The sequence below is a fragment of the Hoeflea sp. genome (genome assembly GCF_039975035.1).
Lineage (GTDB): Bacteria > Pseudomonadota > Alphaproteobacteria > Rhizobiales > Rhizobiaceae > Hoeflea.
This window is the reverse complement of sequence record NZ_JBDWHW010000067.1, coordinates 17,107-32,483: the sequence shown is the minus strand read 5'-3', so window position 1 is coordinate 32,483 and position 15,377 is coordinate 17,107. Positions and strand designations below refer to the sequence as shown.

Annotated in this window: 17 protein-coding genes; 13 read left to right on the top strand and 4 right to left on the bottom strand. The window is 57.7% G+C overall.

What is annotated here, in order from left to right; all coding sequences use genetic code 11:
• The first annotated feature begins 24 nt into the window (after nt 1-24).
• Together ABJN75_RS05255 and ABJN75_RS05250 are read left to right on the top strand one after the other, a co-directional pair.
• Nucleotides 25-693 carry a L,D-transpeptidase gene (locus ABJN75_RS05255; RefSeq protein WP_348437523.1) on the top strand — a complete coding sequence of 223 codons (669 nt, stop codon included), beginning with the start codon at nt 25-27 and terminating at the stop codon, nt 691-693.
• A gap of 25 nt (nt 694-718) precedes the next feature.
• Entirely contained in the window at nt 719-1,750 is a 1,032-nt protein-coding gene (locus ABJN75_RS05250) for a murein L,D-transpeptidase family protein (protein WP_348437621.1), read from the top strand.
• 277 nt (nt 1,751-2,027) lie between these two features.
• Here the strand turns inward: ABJN75_RS05250 and ABJN75_RS05245 are convergent, their stop codons facing one another.
• The 3 genes from ABJN75_RS05245 to ABJN75_RS05235 form a co-directional block, all read right to left on the bottom strand.
• Complete coding sequence (locus ABJN75_RS05245) at nt 2,028-3,071, bottom strand: transglutaminase-like cysteine peptidase (RefSeq protein ID WP_267656386.1); 1,044 nt, start codon at nt 3,069-3,071, stop codon at nt 2,028-2,030.
• 633 nt (nt 3,072-3,704) lie between these two features.
• Nucleotides 3,705-4,046: a YnfA family protein gene (locus ABJN75_RS05240; RefSeq protein WP_267656388.1), complete on the bottom strand. Its 342-nt coding sequence runs from the start codon at nt 4,044-4,046 to the stop codon at nt 3,705-3,707.
• Nucleotides 4,043-4,483, bottom strand: coding sequence for a helix-turn-helix domain-containing protein (locus ABJN75_RS05235; protein WP_267656389.1), 441 nt, complete (start codon nt 4,481-4,483; stop codon nt 4,043-4,045). Before ABJN75_RS05235 ends, ABJN75_RS05240 begins: the two co-directional genes overlap by 4 nt.
• A gap of 153 nt (nt 4,484-4,636) precedes the next feature.
• Between ABJN75_RS05235 and ABJN75_RS05230 the strand changes: the two genes are divergently transcribed.
• The 5 genes from ABJN75_RS05230 (at nt 4,637) to ABJN75_RS05210 (ending at nt 9,007) form a co-directional block, all read left to right on the top strand.
• Nucleotides 4,637-6,826: a heavy metal translocating P-type ATPase gene (locus tag ABJN75_RS05230; RefSeq protein WP_267656390.1), complete on the top strand. Its 2,190-nt coding sequence runs from the start codon at nt 4,637-4,639 to the stop codon at nt 6,824-6,826.
• Between the two features lie 4 nt (nt 6,827-6,830).
• A complete protein-coding gene (locus tag ABJN75_RS05225) occupies nt 6,831-7,454 on the top strand; it encodes an isoprenylcysteine carboxylmethyltransferase family protein (protein WP_267656391.1) in 624 nt (207 codons plus the stop codon).
• Between the two features lie 35 nt (nt 7,455-7,489).
• Nucleotides 7,490-7,936 carry a signal peptidase II gene (gene lspA / locus ABJN75_RS05220; RefSeq protein WP_267656392.1) on the top strand — a complete coding sequence of 149 codons (447 nt, stop codon included), beginning with the start codon at nt 7,490-7,492 and terminating at the stop codon, nt 7,934-7,936.
• Complete coding sequence (locus ABJN75_RS05215; protein ID WP_267656393.1) at nt 7,920-8,360, top strand: disulfide bond formation protein B; 441 nt, start codon at nt 7,920-7,922, stop codon at nt 8,358-8,360. Before lspA ends, ABJN75_RS05215 begins: the two co-directional genes overlap by 17 nt.
• An 89-nt stretch (nt 8,361-8,449) precedes the next feature.
• The gene (locus ABJN75_RS05210; protein WP_348437519.1) at nt 8,450-9,007 is read left to right on the top strand and encodes a thioredoxin domain-containing protein; all 558 of its coding nucleotides are present in this window, start codon (nt 8,450-8,452) and stop codon (nt 9,005-9,007) included.
• Between the two features lie 8 nt (nt 9,008-9,015).
• On the opposite strand, the gene mntR is transcribed toward ABJN75_RS05210, so the two are convergent.
• Nucleotides 9,016-9,483 (bottom strand): manganese-binding transcriptional regulator MntR, encoded by a 468-nt coding sequence (mntR, locus tag ABJN75_RS05205; RefSeq protein ID WP_267656592.1) that lies wholly within the window; start codon nt 9,481-9,483, stop codon nt 9,016-9,018.
• A 262-nt stretch (nt 9,484-9,745) separates the two neighbouring features.
• Between mntR and ABJN75_RS05200 the strand changes: the two genes are divergently transcribed.
• The 6 genes from ABJN75_RS05200 (at nt 9,746) to ABJN75_RS05175 (ending at nt 15,268) form a co-directional block, all read left to right on the top strand.
• On the top strand, nt 9,746-10,801 hold the full coding sequence (locus ABJN75_RS05200; protein ID WP_267656594.1) for a multicopper oxidase domain-containing protein: 1,056 nt from the start codon (nt 9,746-9,748) through the stop codon (nt 10,799-10,801).
• Complete coding sequence (locus ABJN75_RS05195) at nt 10,798-11,985, top strand: ZIP family metal transporter (RefSeq protein ID WP_267656396.1); 1,188 nt, start codon at nt 10,798-10,800, stop codon at nt 11,983-11,985. Before ABJN75_RS05200 ends, ABJN75_RS05195 begins: the two co-directional genes overlap by 4 nt.
• A 198-nt stretch (nt 11,986-12,183) precedes the next feature.
• A complete protein-coding gene (locus ABJN75_RS05190) occupies nt 12,184-13,509 on the top strand; it encodes an Nramp family divalent metal transporter (RefSeq protein ID WP_267656398.1) in 1,326 nt (441 codons plus the stop codon).
• 105 nt (nt 13,510-13,614) lie between these two features.
• On the top strand, nt 13,615-14,193 hold the full coding sequence (locus ABJN75_RS05185; RefSeq protein ID WP_267656399.1) for an SCO family protein: 579 nt from the start codon (nt 13,615-13,617) through the stop codon (nt 14,191-14,193).
• 5 nt (nt 14,194-14,198) lie between these two features.
• Nucleotides 14,199-14,672, top strand: coding sequence for a copper chaperone PCu(A)C (locus ABJN75_RS05180; protein ID WP_267656400.1), 474 nt, complete (start codon nt 14,199-14,201; stop codon nt 14,670-14,672).
• Nucleotides 14,669-15,268, top strand: a complete 600-nt coding sequence (locus ABJN75_RS05175; protein ID WP_348437516.1) for an SCO family protein — start codon at nt 14,669-14,671, stop codon at nt 15,266-15,268. Before ABJN75_RS05180 ends, ABJN75_RS05175 begins: the two co-directional genes overlap by 4 nt.
• The last annotated feature ends 109 nt before the right edge of the window (nt 15,269-15,377 follow it).

The window sequence follows — 15,377 nt, the reverse complement described above, 5'->3', positions numbered from 1 at the left end:
TAAATTCGCGAAAGTTGAAATGATATGAACCGTCGTCAATTCATCTATGGGGCAGCCAGCACTTCAGTGCTGGCCTTGTCCGGGTGCACTACCGCCACCAAAGTCGGGCAACCGGTTGAAAAACTACCGACCAGTCAGAATTCGTCCAACATTATGACAATGTACGGACCCATGCCTGAGGAGAGGTTCCCTCTTCCAGCAATAGAAATAAGCAAGGTGCCATCAAAGTTCAGAAGGCGTCAGGTGAATTTCACCAGTCCATATCCAGTTGGAACCGTTATCGTCGACACAAAGACATACTACCTGCATCTGGTCCAGGAAAACGGACAAGCGATGCGATATGGCGTCGGCCTCGGTAGACAGGGTTTCGAATGGTCGGGTGAAGGTGTCATCCAATGGAAGCAGGCTTGGCCCAAATGGACTCCGCCTGATGAAATGATCGCACGGCAACCAGAGCTGGAGAAATGGAGCGCCGACAATGGCGGAATGCCGCCAGGGCTCAGCAATCCACTTGGCGCGCGGGCGCTCTACATCTTCCAGAATGGCAAGGATACGCTGTATCGCATCCACGGATCACCGGAATACTGGACAATCGGCAAATCTGTCTCAAGCGGGTGTGTCCGCATGATCAACCAGGATATTGTCGATCTTTATGGTCGCGTCACCAGCGGAGCCAGACTGATCGTACTCTGACGCTATGCGCAGGAAACGGAAGATGATGCTGCCGACGATTAAAAAAGAGCGCCCCATGGGCCAAGAATTCCGTACCAACGTGATCGGCATTCTCATGGCGGGCCTTGTCTTGACGGGATGTGTGACGAGTACGCTGGATCTTGATGGCCGAGGCGACATTCCTATCCCGCAAAAGACACTCGCCAAAATGCGGGAAATGGGAATGAGGTCCACAGATCCTGTACTGGTTCGCATCTTCAAGCAGGAGAGCGAACTGGAAGTATGGAAACGTGATTCGACAGGCAAGTACGCACTGATGAAGACTTACCCGATGTGCCGATGGTCCGGCGAATTGGGTCCGAAAAAATTTGAAGGTGACCGCCAAGCGCCGGAAGGTTTTTACACAGTCAATTCTGGCAGGTTGAACCCAAATTCTCAGTACTATCTTTCCTTCGATCTCGGTTATCCGAACAGGCTGGAGCGTGCTAAGGGCTATACAGGTTCCGCCCTGATGGTTCATGGGGCATGTTCATCGTCGGGTTGTTTTGCGATTTCCGACAATTATGTCGCAGAGGTCTATGCGGTTGTCAGAGACGCATTGCAGGGCGGTCAACAGGCTTTTCAAGTCCAATCCTATCCCTTTCGAATGACGCCGGAGAACCTTGCCGCACACAACGACAATCCAAATTTCGACTTCTGGATGGATCTCAAGGCGGGCTATGATCAATTTGAAGTACTGCGCCAACCGCCTCGGCTTCAGTTTTGCGAGGGTCGTTACAAGTTCGGAGAACCAGTCAACGGCGTGACACCTGTCGATCCGCTCGGGCAATGCCCAGCCTTCGAGCCTGAGGATCAGCAAGTAGCCGAAAAATCGACGGGAGACATCATGAAGATGCAAAGCCTGCTCAACGATGTCCAGAGACCTGGTCTTGCCTATTCGGATGGCGGCATGAACCCGGTTTTCCGAAAGCTTTTGGCAAAGAAAGGTCCTCAATATTTGTCGGAAGTAACATCATCTACATTGGTCCCGGTCAGCCGACCGAAAGCAGCCCTCGCGGATCCCTTCGTTGCCGACTAGTTCCGGCCCAAAATAGGTTCAACATGGGGACTATGCTTACCTGCCTCACGAGCTGATCAAACAGACAAATTTTGGACTAACGACGGCTAATCCAGCCTATCCAGGGCAGAAAAGAGTTGCTGACGCCCGCGCTGGTTACCCGAACATCGCCATTGCCCCGCCATTTTGTGATTCCGATGCCAAAGATGCGTAAGGCCAGCCCAGGGAAAACACGGGACCGAAATCATTGCAGGATTACCTCCTGGAAGCAGGGAGCATTGTTGAGCATTCCCATGTCTCAGAACCCAGCGCCTGGCGCTATTGCTGCGAGGCCCTTGAGGGATGCCATGAGGTTGGACCCGCCGCCCTTGTAACCGAAGACATAGTTTGCGGAACCGGATATCGAAAACAGCGGCGCGTAGCTAAGCTTTTCTGTGTCTGCTTCAATGGCATCGGTCACGTTGTCGAGGATCAGATTGCGATCTTCAAGGCTGACGGACAGAACAGCGTGGAACAAGCGACGGCTGGTGTCCTTGAGCACGACGATTTCCATGACGTTCATCGGGACGCCAAGGCGCGCCAGCACGGCCATTTTCAAGACGGCATAATCTTCGCAATCGCCGCTGCTGCGACCCAGAATTTCATTTGGCGTTGACCAATAATCAGTGCGGCCATGGTTCTGATCATCGGTCTTGTAGGCGACCATGCTGTTGACGGAAACCGAGACGTGGCGGAGTTGTTCGCTGATACTTGATCCGTTCAGCGCCAGGCGATCGGCGAGGTCTGCGCATTGATTGATGCAGATGGCTGACGGGCCGGAAGCTGCTGCTTTCCGCATCAAGACGGATATACGGGCACCGCTCTTGATCTTGCCAAAGCGGATCCTGTAGGCACCGAACAGTGGCAAGTCTTCGCGAATTTCCTGGCTGAGCGACGCGCCAGCCGATGCTGTTGGCACTGAAATGGAGGCGGTGGTGATCTGGTCCTGACTGGCAGTCAGATCACTGGGTGCCTGGTTATCTGCCGGGCGCGCGGCGGCAAGGGCCGCGAACGCCTGCGGAGCTGCAAAGTCAAAGGCAGGATCAGGATCAAAGCCAAGGGGAGCGAAGCCGCCTTGGCTCACGTTAAGAGTCGTCGTGAATTGTGCCATGGTCAGCCACGCCAGATTCCGGGCGACACTCTGGTTTTGCACGAGCGCGGAAACTGTATTGGCCGCGACCATAATCTCGGGTTTTGTTTCCCGAACATCGTAGTCATTGGCCTGCGCGGCGGATGCGCACAGAAGTGAGATTAGGAAAGAAGTGTTTCTCAGATATTGCTTATTTGTTACTTCATTATACATTTACTTCGCCTTCTCTTTGTACTAAGAGAAGACTACAATCTCAAATATAATATCTTGAAAACAAACATACCTAAAGAATATATATTATTTTTGATAAATTTTGAATGATTTTTATTGGGTTGATTTTATCGACGGCAATCTTCGCTTTCGGGCTTTCGCGGATGCAGCCGGCTCACCCATCACTGCGAAATCGGCGAAACCGGAAACGAAAGTTGGCGCTTCAAGAACCGAGCGCTAACATTAAACCGCTGGCCCGTCACCGCTACGTGATTTTGCGATTAGGCGGCCCCTACCCGGCTAATCTAAAGTGAGTTGAGATTGGACATCTATAAGGAGTCACAGTTGAATGCCGGTTGGCCGCCTATCGCATTGCTCCGGACAGCCAACGTCCATGAATCTGTCAACAGATCGGCGGAGGCATGCAACCTGAGGAAACAATTCCGCTAAAACTTGCTACCGTTGTTGCGTGTAGGACACCGAAATATAAAGGCGCGCCGGAAAGTGCTAGCAGCGTCCCGCCAGACCTGAATCAGGTGAATAAAAAATTCCAGATGCTGAGCAAAGGAACTATGCCAATGATCGCAGCTCCTCTTGCAGTATCAATCCCACTTGCCGTCAACCGGCAACAATTTCTCAGCTCACTAGCGTCCGCGGTGCGAACAGGATGACTCCCGCTCCGAGAACACATATCGCGGCGCCAGCCAAGTCCCAGCTATCGGGCCGCCGCCCTTCCACGGTCAAAAGCCAGAGCAGCGAGGCTGCAATGTAGACACCGCCATATGCCGCATAAGCGCGGCCGGCCAAATCGGACGGGGCAAGCGTTAACAGCCAGGCAAAGACCGCGAGGCTAGCAAGACCGGGGACAAGCCACAGGGCGCTCGCCCCTTGCCGCATCCAGGCCCAGAAAGCGAAGCAGCCAGCTATTTCGGCCAACGCAGCACCCATATAGATGGACAACGTTCCAAACGATGTCATTGGCCATCTCCGCCTTGCGGGTGATCGTGGTCTGTCGCACAAAGCGAGTGATCACCCAGAACTTCAATCACCCGGCAATCGGCTATCCTGCCACCCGCACATTGCGCCACCATTCGCTTTAGTTCGACCTTTAGCGAGGCAAGGCGTGTGAGCCGTTTTTCAATTTCCGCCAATTGAGCCTTGGCAATAGCGTCCGCTGCCGCGCATGGCTGGTCCGGAGTATCCGAGAGGCTGAGCAGATCGCGGATTGCTTCGAGCGTGAAACCAAGTTCCCGCGCATGTCGGATGAAAGTCAGTCGATCAAGCGCCTTGCGGCCATAGAGCCGCTGGTTGCCTGTGCTGCGTTCGGCCTCCGGCAACAAACCGATCTGTTCATAGTAACGGATGGTCGGAATCTTTACCCCCGCCGCCCGTCCAAGTTTTCCAATGGTCAACATAAAATTTCTCTTGAAGCTACAGTAGCTAGAGACATTAGAGTGGGCATCTGATGAAGACAAGGGCCCGGCGCTTACTCGCCATTGGGCGAAGGAAAGACGATGACGAAAATGGATTCAGATAACGAAATAACTTGCGACTGGACAGTGTCTGGCATGGACTGCGGATCCTGCGCGACGAAGATCAAGGATGCAGTGGCGCGGCTGCCAGGGGTGACCGGGGTTGAGGTCGGCATCATGTCCGAACGCCTGCGCCTGACGTTGGACGAAGGCAGGACGGGCCGCGACAAGATCGAGAAGACCGTTCGTGCGCTTGGATACGGTATTGTGTCGCGCGTAGCAAAGCAGGAACCTGCCGAAGCGCATGACCAAGATCAAAACGGTACCGGTCGCTCACAGGCAGTCAGCAAAGCAACGGACGATTCTGGCCACGGTAGCCCCGGCCACGTTCATGACGATCCTGCGGATCGGGGCAAACGCTGGTATCAGACTGCCAAGGGTAAACTGGTGATCTTTACCGCCCTGCTTCTGGTTGCCGCCTGGGGTGTGGAATTGATCGTACCAGAGGTCGGCAATTGGGCATTTGTCGCAGCCTGCCTGATCGGAGTTGCCCCCGTCGCACGTAGAGCGTTTGCAGCTTTGCGGATGGGACAGCCCTTCACCATTGAAAGCCTGATGACGATAGCTGCTATCGGCGCATTGTTCATTGATGCGGCAGAAGAAGCAGCTCTGGTTGTATTTCTCTTCGCTGTGGGTGAAGTTCTGGAAGGTGTTGCCGCGGGCAAGGCGCGCGACGGTATTCGCGCTCTTGCCAATCTCGTTCCGAAGACAGCGCTTCTGGAGATGAACGGCGCCACGCGCGAAGTGCCGGCGACAAGTCTTGCCGTGGGGCAAACCGTGCTCGTCCGTCCCGGTGATCGCATTCCGGCGGATGGCGAGATTAAGGAAGGCACCTCGGGTGTTGATGACAGCCCGGTGACGGGCGAGAGTGTTCCGGTGAACAAGGGGCCTGGTGATTCTGTCTTTGCGGGCTCCATCAACACCGAAGCCGCGCTGCGGATTACGGTGACTAAAACCGCCGAAGACAACACCATTTCGCGCATCATTCGCCTCGTTGAAGAGGCTGAAGAGGCACGCGCGCCGACCGAACGATTCATAGATCGCTTTAGTCGCTGGTATATGCCCGCTATCGTCACTGTTGCGGCTCTGGTCGTGCTGGTGCCGCCCCTGGCCTTTGGCCAACCTTGGGACACATGGGTTTACCGCGGGCTGGCGCTGCTGCTGATCGGCTGTCCCTGTGCGCTTGTGATCTCGGTTCCCGCCTCAATCGCTTCGGCGCTGTCAACGGGCGCGCGGCGCGGCATTCTAATGAAAGGCGGTGCCGTGATCGAGGCGGCGGCGAAGGTATCTCGCGTTGCCTTTGACAAAACCGGGACACTTACCCATGGGCGACCTGCGGTAACGGATATCGTAACTTTTGGTACAACCACCGAGGCCGAACTTCTGGCTGTCGCAGCGGGCGTCGAAAGCGGCTCAAGCCATCCGTTGGCTGTCGCTATTCTGAACAAGGCCGAGGAGGAAGGCCTAACAATCCTGCCCTCACGCGATGCAAAGGCACTGATGGGTAAGGGTGTGATTGCCACGGTGGGTGATGCCTCTGCCTGGGTGACTTCACCCGGATATGCCAAGGACAATGCCGGGATTGACGATGCGGGCCTAGCCCAGACGACGGCTTTCGAGGAACAGGGCAAGACCGCCGTTGTGGTGTTCCGCGAAAAAACCTCGCTTGGCATCATCGCCATGCGTGACGAACCACGCGCGGATGCGCCCGAAGCGGTGCGCCAGTTGAAAGCAATGGGCATTACGCCGCTCATCCTGACCGGGGACAACCCGCGCACGGCCGCGGCGATCGCGGCAAGCCTGGGCATGGAGTACCAGGCCAACATGATGCCCGAAGACAAGCTAGCGGCCATCCGCGAGATGAGCGATCATGGCGGCGTGATGATGATCGGCGACGGCATCAACGACGCACCGGCGCTCAAGCAGGCAAGCGTTGGCGTTGCCATGGGTTCGGGAACTGATGTCGCGCTCGAAACGGCCGATACAGCCATCCTCCGTGATCGAGTGACCGACATCCCGGCCACCATCCGCCTCACCCGTGCGGCAATGGCCAACATACGCCAGAACGTCACCATTGCGCTCGGTTTGAAAGCGGTGTTCCTCGTAACTTCTGTTTTGGGTCTGACCGGTCTCTGGATCGCGATCATGGCCGACACGGGAGCGACGGTTCTCGTCACGCTGAACGCACTGCGACTGCTGCGCTTCAATCCAGAACGGGAAACGTGATATCATGATTTCCAGTTTTGGCTGGTCCGCCCTGGCCCTGCTTTTTGGCTACCTTGTGCTTTTTTTCGGGGGCAGCGCGATCGCAGCTCGAGCCGCAGGCAAGCCGGTATGGCTGTTTGGCCGTGCCAAGGGACGCGACCGATGGGCTGCAATAGGGTTCCGTGCGGCCTTTGTTCTGGCTTCTCTTGCGCCGTTTCTGTGGCTGGCGACGCCTGTCTTGCGTGGGATAGATCCGTTCTGGGATCGAGGCTCAACAGCAGCGCTTGGCGTGATCGGCGTGTTCGTAGCAGGGATCGGTGCGATGCTTGCTTTCGCTGCACAAATGTCGATGGGGAGCTCGTGGCGCGTCGGTGTAGCCGAGGGAGCGACCGGCAACCTCGTCTCAGACGGACTCTATCGGCTCAGCCGCAATCCCACCTTTGTGGGTCAGTTTATGCTCCTGGCAGGTGTCGGCTTCGCGATTCCAGCAATTCCGACGATTTTTGCACCGCTGATCTTCTTCTGGTCGGCCTCGATACAAGCTCGGTCCGAGGAGGCGACGCTGCGCCAGGCTTTGGGGCCGGACTATGACCGCTACGCCGCGACCGTGCCGCGCTGGATCAGCCTGCGTCGCGGGATGAAGCCATGAACGCTCGGCTAATATGTAAATTGATCGGAGCCACATTGGTCACCGATCAACTCACAAAGGCGGCGGCGTTGACGCTGCTCTCACAGGGAAAGACGGTGGCGGTCTTTCCAGGATTGAATCTGACGCTCGGCTTTAACGAAGGGGCGAGCTTCGGTATGTTCTCTGATCTCATGGCGGGCAAGCCGCTGCTCATGGCGGCGCTGACCGGAACGTTGACTGTGGTTCTTGCCTTCATGGCGTTCCGTGCGCGTCACCCTGTCGAACGGGTCGGCTTTTCTCTGATCGTGGGCGGTGCATTGGGCAACGTTGTCGATCGGCTGCGGCAGGGCGCCGTCACCGATTTCCTTGATCTCGCATGGCGAGATTGGCGCTTTCCCACGTTCAATGGGGCGGATATAGCCATCACTCTCGGTGCGCTGTGCATCCTGCTCGCGTCGGCCGCCTCACATCGGAGAGAGGTGTCTGGTGTCGATCAATCCTGAACCTCAAGCTTTGTCAGCCGAGGAGCTGCCCTTATTGACGGCGTTCATCATCGCCCTGGCAGCAACTCTTGGCGCTCTCTTTATTGGTGAAGTTCTCGGACAGATGCCCTGCACTCTATGCTGGTATCAACGCATCGCAATGTTTCCCTTGGTGCCCATCATCGGCCTGTCGATCTGGCGTAGCGACGGCATGGCCCGTCTTTATAGCCCGCCGCTAGCGCTGGCAGGCCTGGCGCTGGCAGGCTGGCATTCGGGGCTCTACGCCGGTTGGATTCCGCAGGTGATCGCTCCATGCACCAAGGATGGCCCATCCTGCTCCGGTCCAGCCCAGATCATCCTTGGCCTTCCCATTCCTTACCTATCGCTGATCGCCTTTGCCGCGATCCTGGCATGTCTTGTTCTATCGAAAGGAAAACGCAAATGAACCGACGAACTCTCTTGATTGGAGCGTCCACTCTCGGCCTCGCAGTTTTTGGCGGCGGCGTCTTTTTCTTGACTAGGCGTAACCAACAGGTGGACACTGAAGCCGTTGCGGCGGTTGATCCGTCGCTGCTGGTTCGCAGCTATTCACCGAGCTTCGGTCCCGATGAGGCTCCGGTAACGCTTGTCGAATTCTTCGATCCGTCCTGCGAAGCCTGCAGGGCCTTTCATCCGGTAGTCCAGAAAATACGCAAACAGTTCCCCACGCAAGTGCGCATTGTCATGCGCTATACCGTGTTCCACGAAGGCTCTGACGAGGCGGTGCGCATCCTTGAGACCGCAAGGATGCAGGACAAGTTCGAGCCCGTGCTCGATGCGATCCTTGAACAGCAGCCTCGTTGGGCGTTGCACGATGGGCCGCGGATGGACATAGCCTGGCAGATCGCAGAGACCGCCGGGCTCGACCTTGAAAAGGCCAAAAGCGACAAGCAGTTTCCAGGAATTACAGGTGTCCTCAATCAGGATATGGCGGATGTCAACGCCCTGGGAATCCGCCAAACTCCGACCTTTTTCCTGAACGGGCGTCAAATGTCAGAAATCAGCATTGACGGCCTCATCGCTGATGTGCGCAGCGCCGTCGAAAATTCCTAAAGGACCTCTCAAGGCCGGTCGGCATAGGACTTGAACAGTGCAAGCGTCCGCTCACTGACATGGTGCTCAATTCCCTCGGCGTCGAGTTCCGCCGTCTCGGCGTCAAGCCCGAGACGGATCAGGAACCGCAGGACGATCTCGTGCCGATGGCGGCATTCCTTGGCAAGCGCACGACCTTCGTCCGTCAGAAAAACCGAGCGATACTTCGCGCGAGTGATCAGCCCTTCCCGGGCGAGCCGGTCCAGCGCCTTCGTCACGGTCGGTGCCCGCACGCCCAGCCGTGCAGCAATATCGACCGGCCGGGCCTCACCCTGTTCGTGAATCAGATCCGCGATCAGCTCAACATAGTCTTCAGCCAGCTCGTTGCGCCGCGCCTCCCGTACTCCCTGGAAGGCCTCGGCTCTGGCATCTGCTAGGCGCTCGTCTGTTGCCGAAGGCAATCTGACGGTGAAATCATTTTTCATCATACCGGGCATGTTGCACAGCGCGACTTGACAAGTAAAGGTGTTGTGTAGAAAGTTAGCCAATACTAACTTTTTGCCCACAGACTTTGTTCGCAAATTCGCATAAGGAAAGCTTTGCTCGATGTCTACCATTGTACGCAGCCACAAACGCGACGCGCGGTCAGATTCTGAAGTCTCCCGGCGGGCTTCAGCGCCTGACGACACCGCATTGTCTGTCGACCCGCAACGTCGAGCCTTGCTGGTCGGAGGTTTTGCCGCTGCGAGCGGCGCAGCCATGGTGGCAAGTGGTGCAAGGTCGCAGACCAAACCTGATCCCACGGCGGGTCACGACATGTCCACCATGATGGATGATCCCTATGCTGCGCCGATGCCTGGAATGGCTCACGGTAACATGACAACGGTTGGCCTGGTTGATCATGCCAGGAACGGCTTCGACCCAACAGCCATGCTGACGGACTGGGAGACGGGACGGACCGAACAGTTGTCCGATGGCCGGACACTGCGCACCTTCGAAGTCGATGCTATCGACAAGGAAATCGAAATTGCCCCCGGCATCTTCTTCCCCGCATGGACCTTCAATGGCCGCGTTCCGGGCCCGGCTCTTAGGGCAAAGGAAGGCGAGAGGCTGCGGATCATTTTCCGCAACTTCGGCTCGCACCCCCATTCCATGCATTTCCATGGCATCCACTCAGCGCGGATGGACGGCGTTCCCGGCGCGGGATTGATCGGTCCCGGCGAGGAATTCATCTACGAATTCGATGCCAAACCCTTCGGCTGCCACCTGTATCATTGCCATGCTTTTCCGCTCAAGCGGCACATGCACAAGGGCATGTATGGCCTGTTCGTCATTGACCCCGATCCTGCCCTGCGTCCCGAACACGTTGCGGTTGCCGCCTCACGTCTGCTCGGCAGCTCCGAGAATGCCGAATGGCAGGAGATGGCGATGGTGATGAACGCCTTCGACACCAATTTTGATGGCGGCAACGAAGTCTATGCCTGCAACACCGTGGCCCTAGCTTATATGAACGTGCCTATCCGCATCGACAAGTCGCGCCCCGTTCGCATCTACCTGTTGAACGTGACCGAGTTCGACTTCATCAACTCGTTTCATCTGCACGCGAACTTCTTTGATTACTACGATACCGGCACCACGCTGACGCCGACACACCGCACTGTCGATGTGATCATGCAGTGCCAGGCGCAGCGCGGGATTCTTGAGTTCAGCTTTGCCGAACACGAGTCCGGAATGTACATGTTTCATCCGCATCAATCCGAGTTCACAGAGCTCGGCTGGATGGGCTTGTTCGACGTGCAGGAGCCTTCAGCATGAGAGAGAACAGCCAACCTCAACCGGCCAAATCCTCCATCACCCAACTCATGCTGGTGTTGTTGCCGCTGGCCGCCATGCTTGTCGCCTTCGTCTGGATCGCTTCACTCGACCCCCTGCGCAGTTTCAACAATGGCGCTCCGCCGGTCGAGGCCATGACCGTGGAGCGGACCATTCTCGACGAGACAGGCATCGGGTTGCGGGTACGAGCCGGCGGATCAGATCCCATGGTGATCGCCCAGGTGGTGGTGGACGACGCGTTCTGGACCTTCACCCAAGATCCGCCCGGACCAATCGCGCGGGGAGAGGCCGTCTGGGTGCAGATTCCCTATCCCTGGGTGCTTGGCGAGGCACATGTTGTCAAACTCCTATCCAACACCGGCACGGCGTTCGAACATGAAATCGCTGTCGCCGTGTCGACGCCAAAGGCCACGACGTCCCAATTACAGGCGCAGGCGCTGGTCGGGGCGATCGTCGGTCTGCTGCCGGTGGCGCTCGGACTGATGTTTTATCCGGCCATGCGCGGCGTCGGGCGGGCCGGGATGAACTTTCTGCTCGCGCTGACTGTTGGTCTGCTGGCATTCCTGCTCATCGACATGACCGCCGAGGCACTGGAGCTGGCCTCCGAAGCGGCCGCATTGTTCCAGGGGTCCGCAATGGTCTGGCTGGCGGGCCTGGCGAGTTTTCTGCTATTAATGGCGATCGGACGCTGGCGCGGCCAACCCGAGGGACTGGCGCTCGCATTTTTCATCGCCCTTGGCATAGGGCTGCACAATTTCGGTGAGGGCCTGGCGATCGGCGGCGCTTTTGCAGCCGGATCGGCAGGGCTTGGTACCTTCCTCGTTCTCGGCTTTGCGCTGCATAATGTGACTGAGGGAATCGGCATCGCCGCACCCATGCTGCGGATCCGTCCTCCACTCTGGACATTTGTGGCGCTGACACTACTGGCCGGCGGTCCAGCCGTACTGGGTATGTGGGCGGGCAGTCTCGCCTATGCGCCACAATGGTCGGCATTAGTTCTGGCTGTAGGCGCGGGCGCAATCATGCAGGTCATGGTTGAGGTCGGCGCCTACCTGATGCGCCAGAATCCTGACCGCCAGGCCGTATTGCTCTCGCCGGCTGTTCTGGGAGGATTTCTTGGCGGGATCGCATTCATGTATGCCACTGCGGCGCTGATCAAGGTTTAATTCAACTGACCCGGCCGGGTCATCCGGCCATAGTGTGTGCTACCGAATTGCCTCCGTGGGAACCTACTCGCATGACCTGAGTTCGGGCGCATGTTGGTCAGAGCGCTTGCCAAGAAAGGCCGCGCCATAAAAAGGTTAGCAGAAGCTATTTATGTATCACCAGTCTATCATAAGGTTTTTGAAAGAAATCCGAATACCATGACCCGATCAGCCTGGCGCCAGGAGCGCGAAGCACCCTCCATGTCGGAGGTGTTCCGAACCATCGCCGTGGGCAATGGAGGCACCAGCCGATTCCGCCGCTTTCTGGCCTTTGTCGGCCCAGGTTATCTAGTAGCTGTGGGCTACATGGACCCGGGTAACTGGGCAACATCGCTCGCGGGGGGCGCAGCATTCGGCTACACGCTGCTGTTCGTGGCGCTTTTGTCCAACATCATGGCGATCCTGCTGCAGTCGCTTTGCGCGCGGCTGGCGGTAGCCTCAGGTCGTGATCTGGCTCAGGCCTGTCGCGACGCCTATCCAAAATGGATGTCTATATCGCTATGGATCTTTGCGGAACTTGCCATCATCGCCACCGATCTGGCAGAGGTGATCGGCACCGCCATCGGGCTGAACCTGCTGTTAGGCATCCCGTTGGAAGTTGGTGTATTCATCACTGCGGCCGATGTGTTCCTGATCCTGTGGATGCAGAACAAGGGGTTTCGCTGGATTGAAGCCTTCATCATTGCACTGATGGCGACGATCACGGTCTGTTTCGCGGTGCTGATCGCGCAGGCTGATCCCGAATGGGGCGCGGTGATCGCGGGCTTTGCACCGAACCGCGAGATCGTCAACAATCCCACGATGCTCTATCTCGCGCTGGGGATCATCGGAGCGACCGTGATGCCTCACAATCTTTATCTCCATTCAGGCATCGTGCAGACCCGTGCATTTGGACTCGATCTGCCCTCTAAACGGGAGGCGCTGCGACATGCTACATGGGATTCGACTATTGCGCTGATGTTCGCATTGACGATCAACGCCTCAATCCTGATCCTTGCGGCGGCGGCCTTCTACACCGTCGGCGAAAATGACGTGGCCGAAATCGACAAGGCGCATCTGCTCTTGGAACCGTTGCTTGGATCGGCTTTGGCACCTGTGCTGTTTGGTGTGGCGCTGCTTTGCGCAGGCCTGAATTCGACCGTGACCGCCACCATGGCGGGTCAGATCGTGATGGAAGGGTTCATCAAGCTTCGGCTGAGACCTTGGGTGCGGCGTCTAATCACCCGTGGCATTGCGATCCTACCCGCAACTTTCGTGATTCTGTGTTTTGGCAGCGAAGGCACCGGACAGTTGCTGATCCTGAGCCAGGTGGTCCTGTCCTTCCAGCTACCCTTTGCAATCGTGCCGCTGGTAATGTTCACCGCCAGCTCCGCCAAGATGGGCGAGCTGGTTGCGCCCCGCTGGCTGACCGCAGTCTGCGCGTTGATCGCGGTCACGATCATTGTCCTGAACATAAACCTACTGGCGACTATACTATTGGTATGACCATTACTGTGCGTGATGGCAGAATGTCGCACTTGAGGCTCAAGGGACTTGAGGTCTTAAACAGGTCGGGGAGCGGAGACGAACGAACCGATGCGATTGACAAGCGTGCAGAAGATCCTTTGGGCCGCAGCCGGTTTGGCTGTGCTGGCTTATGGCACGCTCGTCCTTTTGGCGAACCGAGCGCCGTTGCCCTCGGATGTTGCCCCCTTCCGGCCCACCTTCGCACTCCCCGATGCTGAGGGGCGCCTGCGGAGGACGGAGGAATTTGCAGGAAAGCACCAGCTGGTGTTCTTCGGTTTCACCAATTGCCCCGACGTCTGCCCCACGACGCTGGCCGAGGTCGCGCAGGTCATGGACCATCTTGGCGATCAGGCTGCCCTTGTGCAACCGCTCTTTATCTCCATCGACCCCATACGCGACCGCAGGCTGGGACTTGCTGATTTTACCGCAGCCTTCCACCCGTCGATCCTCGGTCTCGCGGGCGACGAGAGGCAGACCAGCGCCGTAGCCGACAGTTTCCGCATCTATTACGAGCGCGAGGCCAATGCCAGCGCGCCCGATGGCTACACAATGTCGCACAGCCCATCTCTTTACCTGATCGGACCCGACGGAGATTGGCTGCGCCAGTTCAGCTATGGCACACCGGCAAGCGAAATCCTGAACGACCTGAAGCAAAGATTGTGAGTATCATGAAATATCTTCTGACTGCGCTCCTCCTCAGCCTATCCGCCGGCCAAGTGCTGGCATGTGAACCCGTTGAACTTGGCTCACTCGAAATCTCGGAAGCCTGGTCGCGGGCTTCGATCGGAATGACGCGGCCCGGTGCGTTCTACGTCACCATCCGCAACACCGGCGCGACGGACGATACGCTGACCGCCATCACCACTCCGGTGTCCGACAAGCCGATGCTGCACGAAACCGTGGTGAAGGATGGCGTGGCCTCGATGCCGCACGCGATGGCGATCCCCGTACCGGCAGGCTCCACCATGGCGCTGGAACCGGGCGGCTATCACGGCATGCTGATGGGCCTCACAAAGGTGCTGAAGGAAGGCGAGATATATCCGGTCACGCTGACCTTTCGCGAGGCGGGCGATGTGACGGTTCCCGTGGCTATCCGGGGCATGGGCGCGAGGGACGCTGGCTGCCCGGACAGCAAAAAATGAGACGCCGGAGGCTGCTTCTCGCCGGAGCCTCAGGCGTTGGCGCACTGATCTTGACTCTCGGCCTCGGCTGGTGGCGGAGCCGTGACGACGTTCAATCTGGCTCCAGCCTCGTGCCTTTGCCGATAGGCGAGATGTCTTTCACCCTGACGGACCACCGCGGAGCGACGGTGAAGCCTTCGGACTGGATCGGCCGCCCGGCCATGATCTTTTTCGGCTTCACCTGGTGCCCGGATGTCTGTCCGACAACGCTGGGCGACATTACCCTCTGGCTGGAGGAACTCGGCCCCGACGCCGACCGGCTTAACACGGTCCTGATCAGCGTTGATCCGGAGCGTGACACGCCTGAGGTGTTGGCGGATTACCTGTCGAATTTTGATCCCAGAATCACCGGCCTGACCGGCCCTCTCGGCGAAATCGAACGCGCCGCGAGCGGGTTTCGCGCCACTTTCGAAAAGATACCACAGGGGGACCGTTACACAATGAACCACACCGCTGGCGTGCTCCTGTTTCGCGCCGACGGCGGATTTGGCGGGATCGTCGATTACCACGAGGATCGGCGTCTCGCCGTGCCCAAAATCCGAAGGTTGCTGGAATGATCCTGCGGAAGGGGTTCTGTTGCCTAGATTTTTGATCCCAAGACAGTCGAAATTCGCACAATTAAATGGCAAACTTGGGCCAGTTCGGCGCATTTTTACGATTGACTGC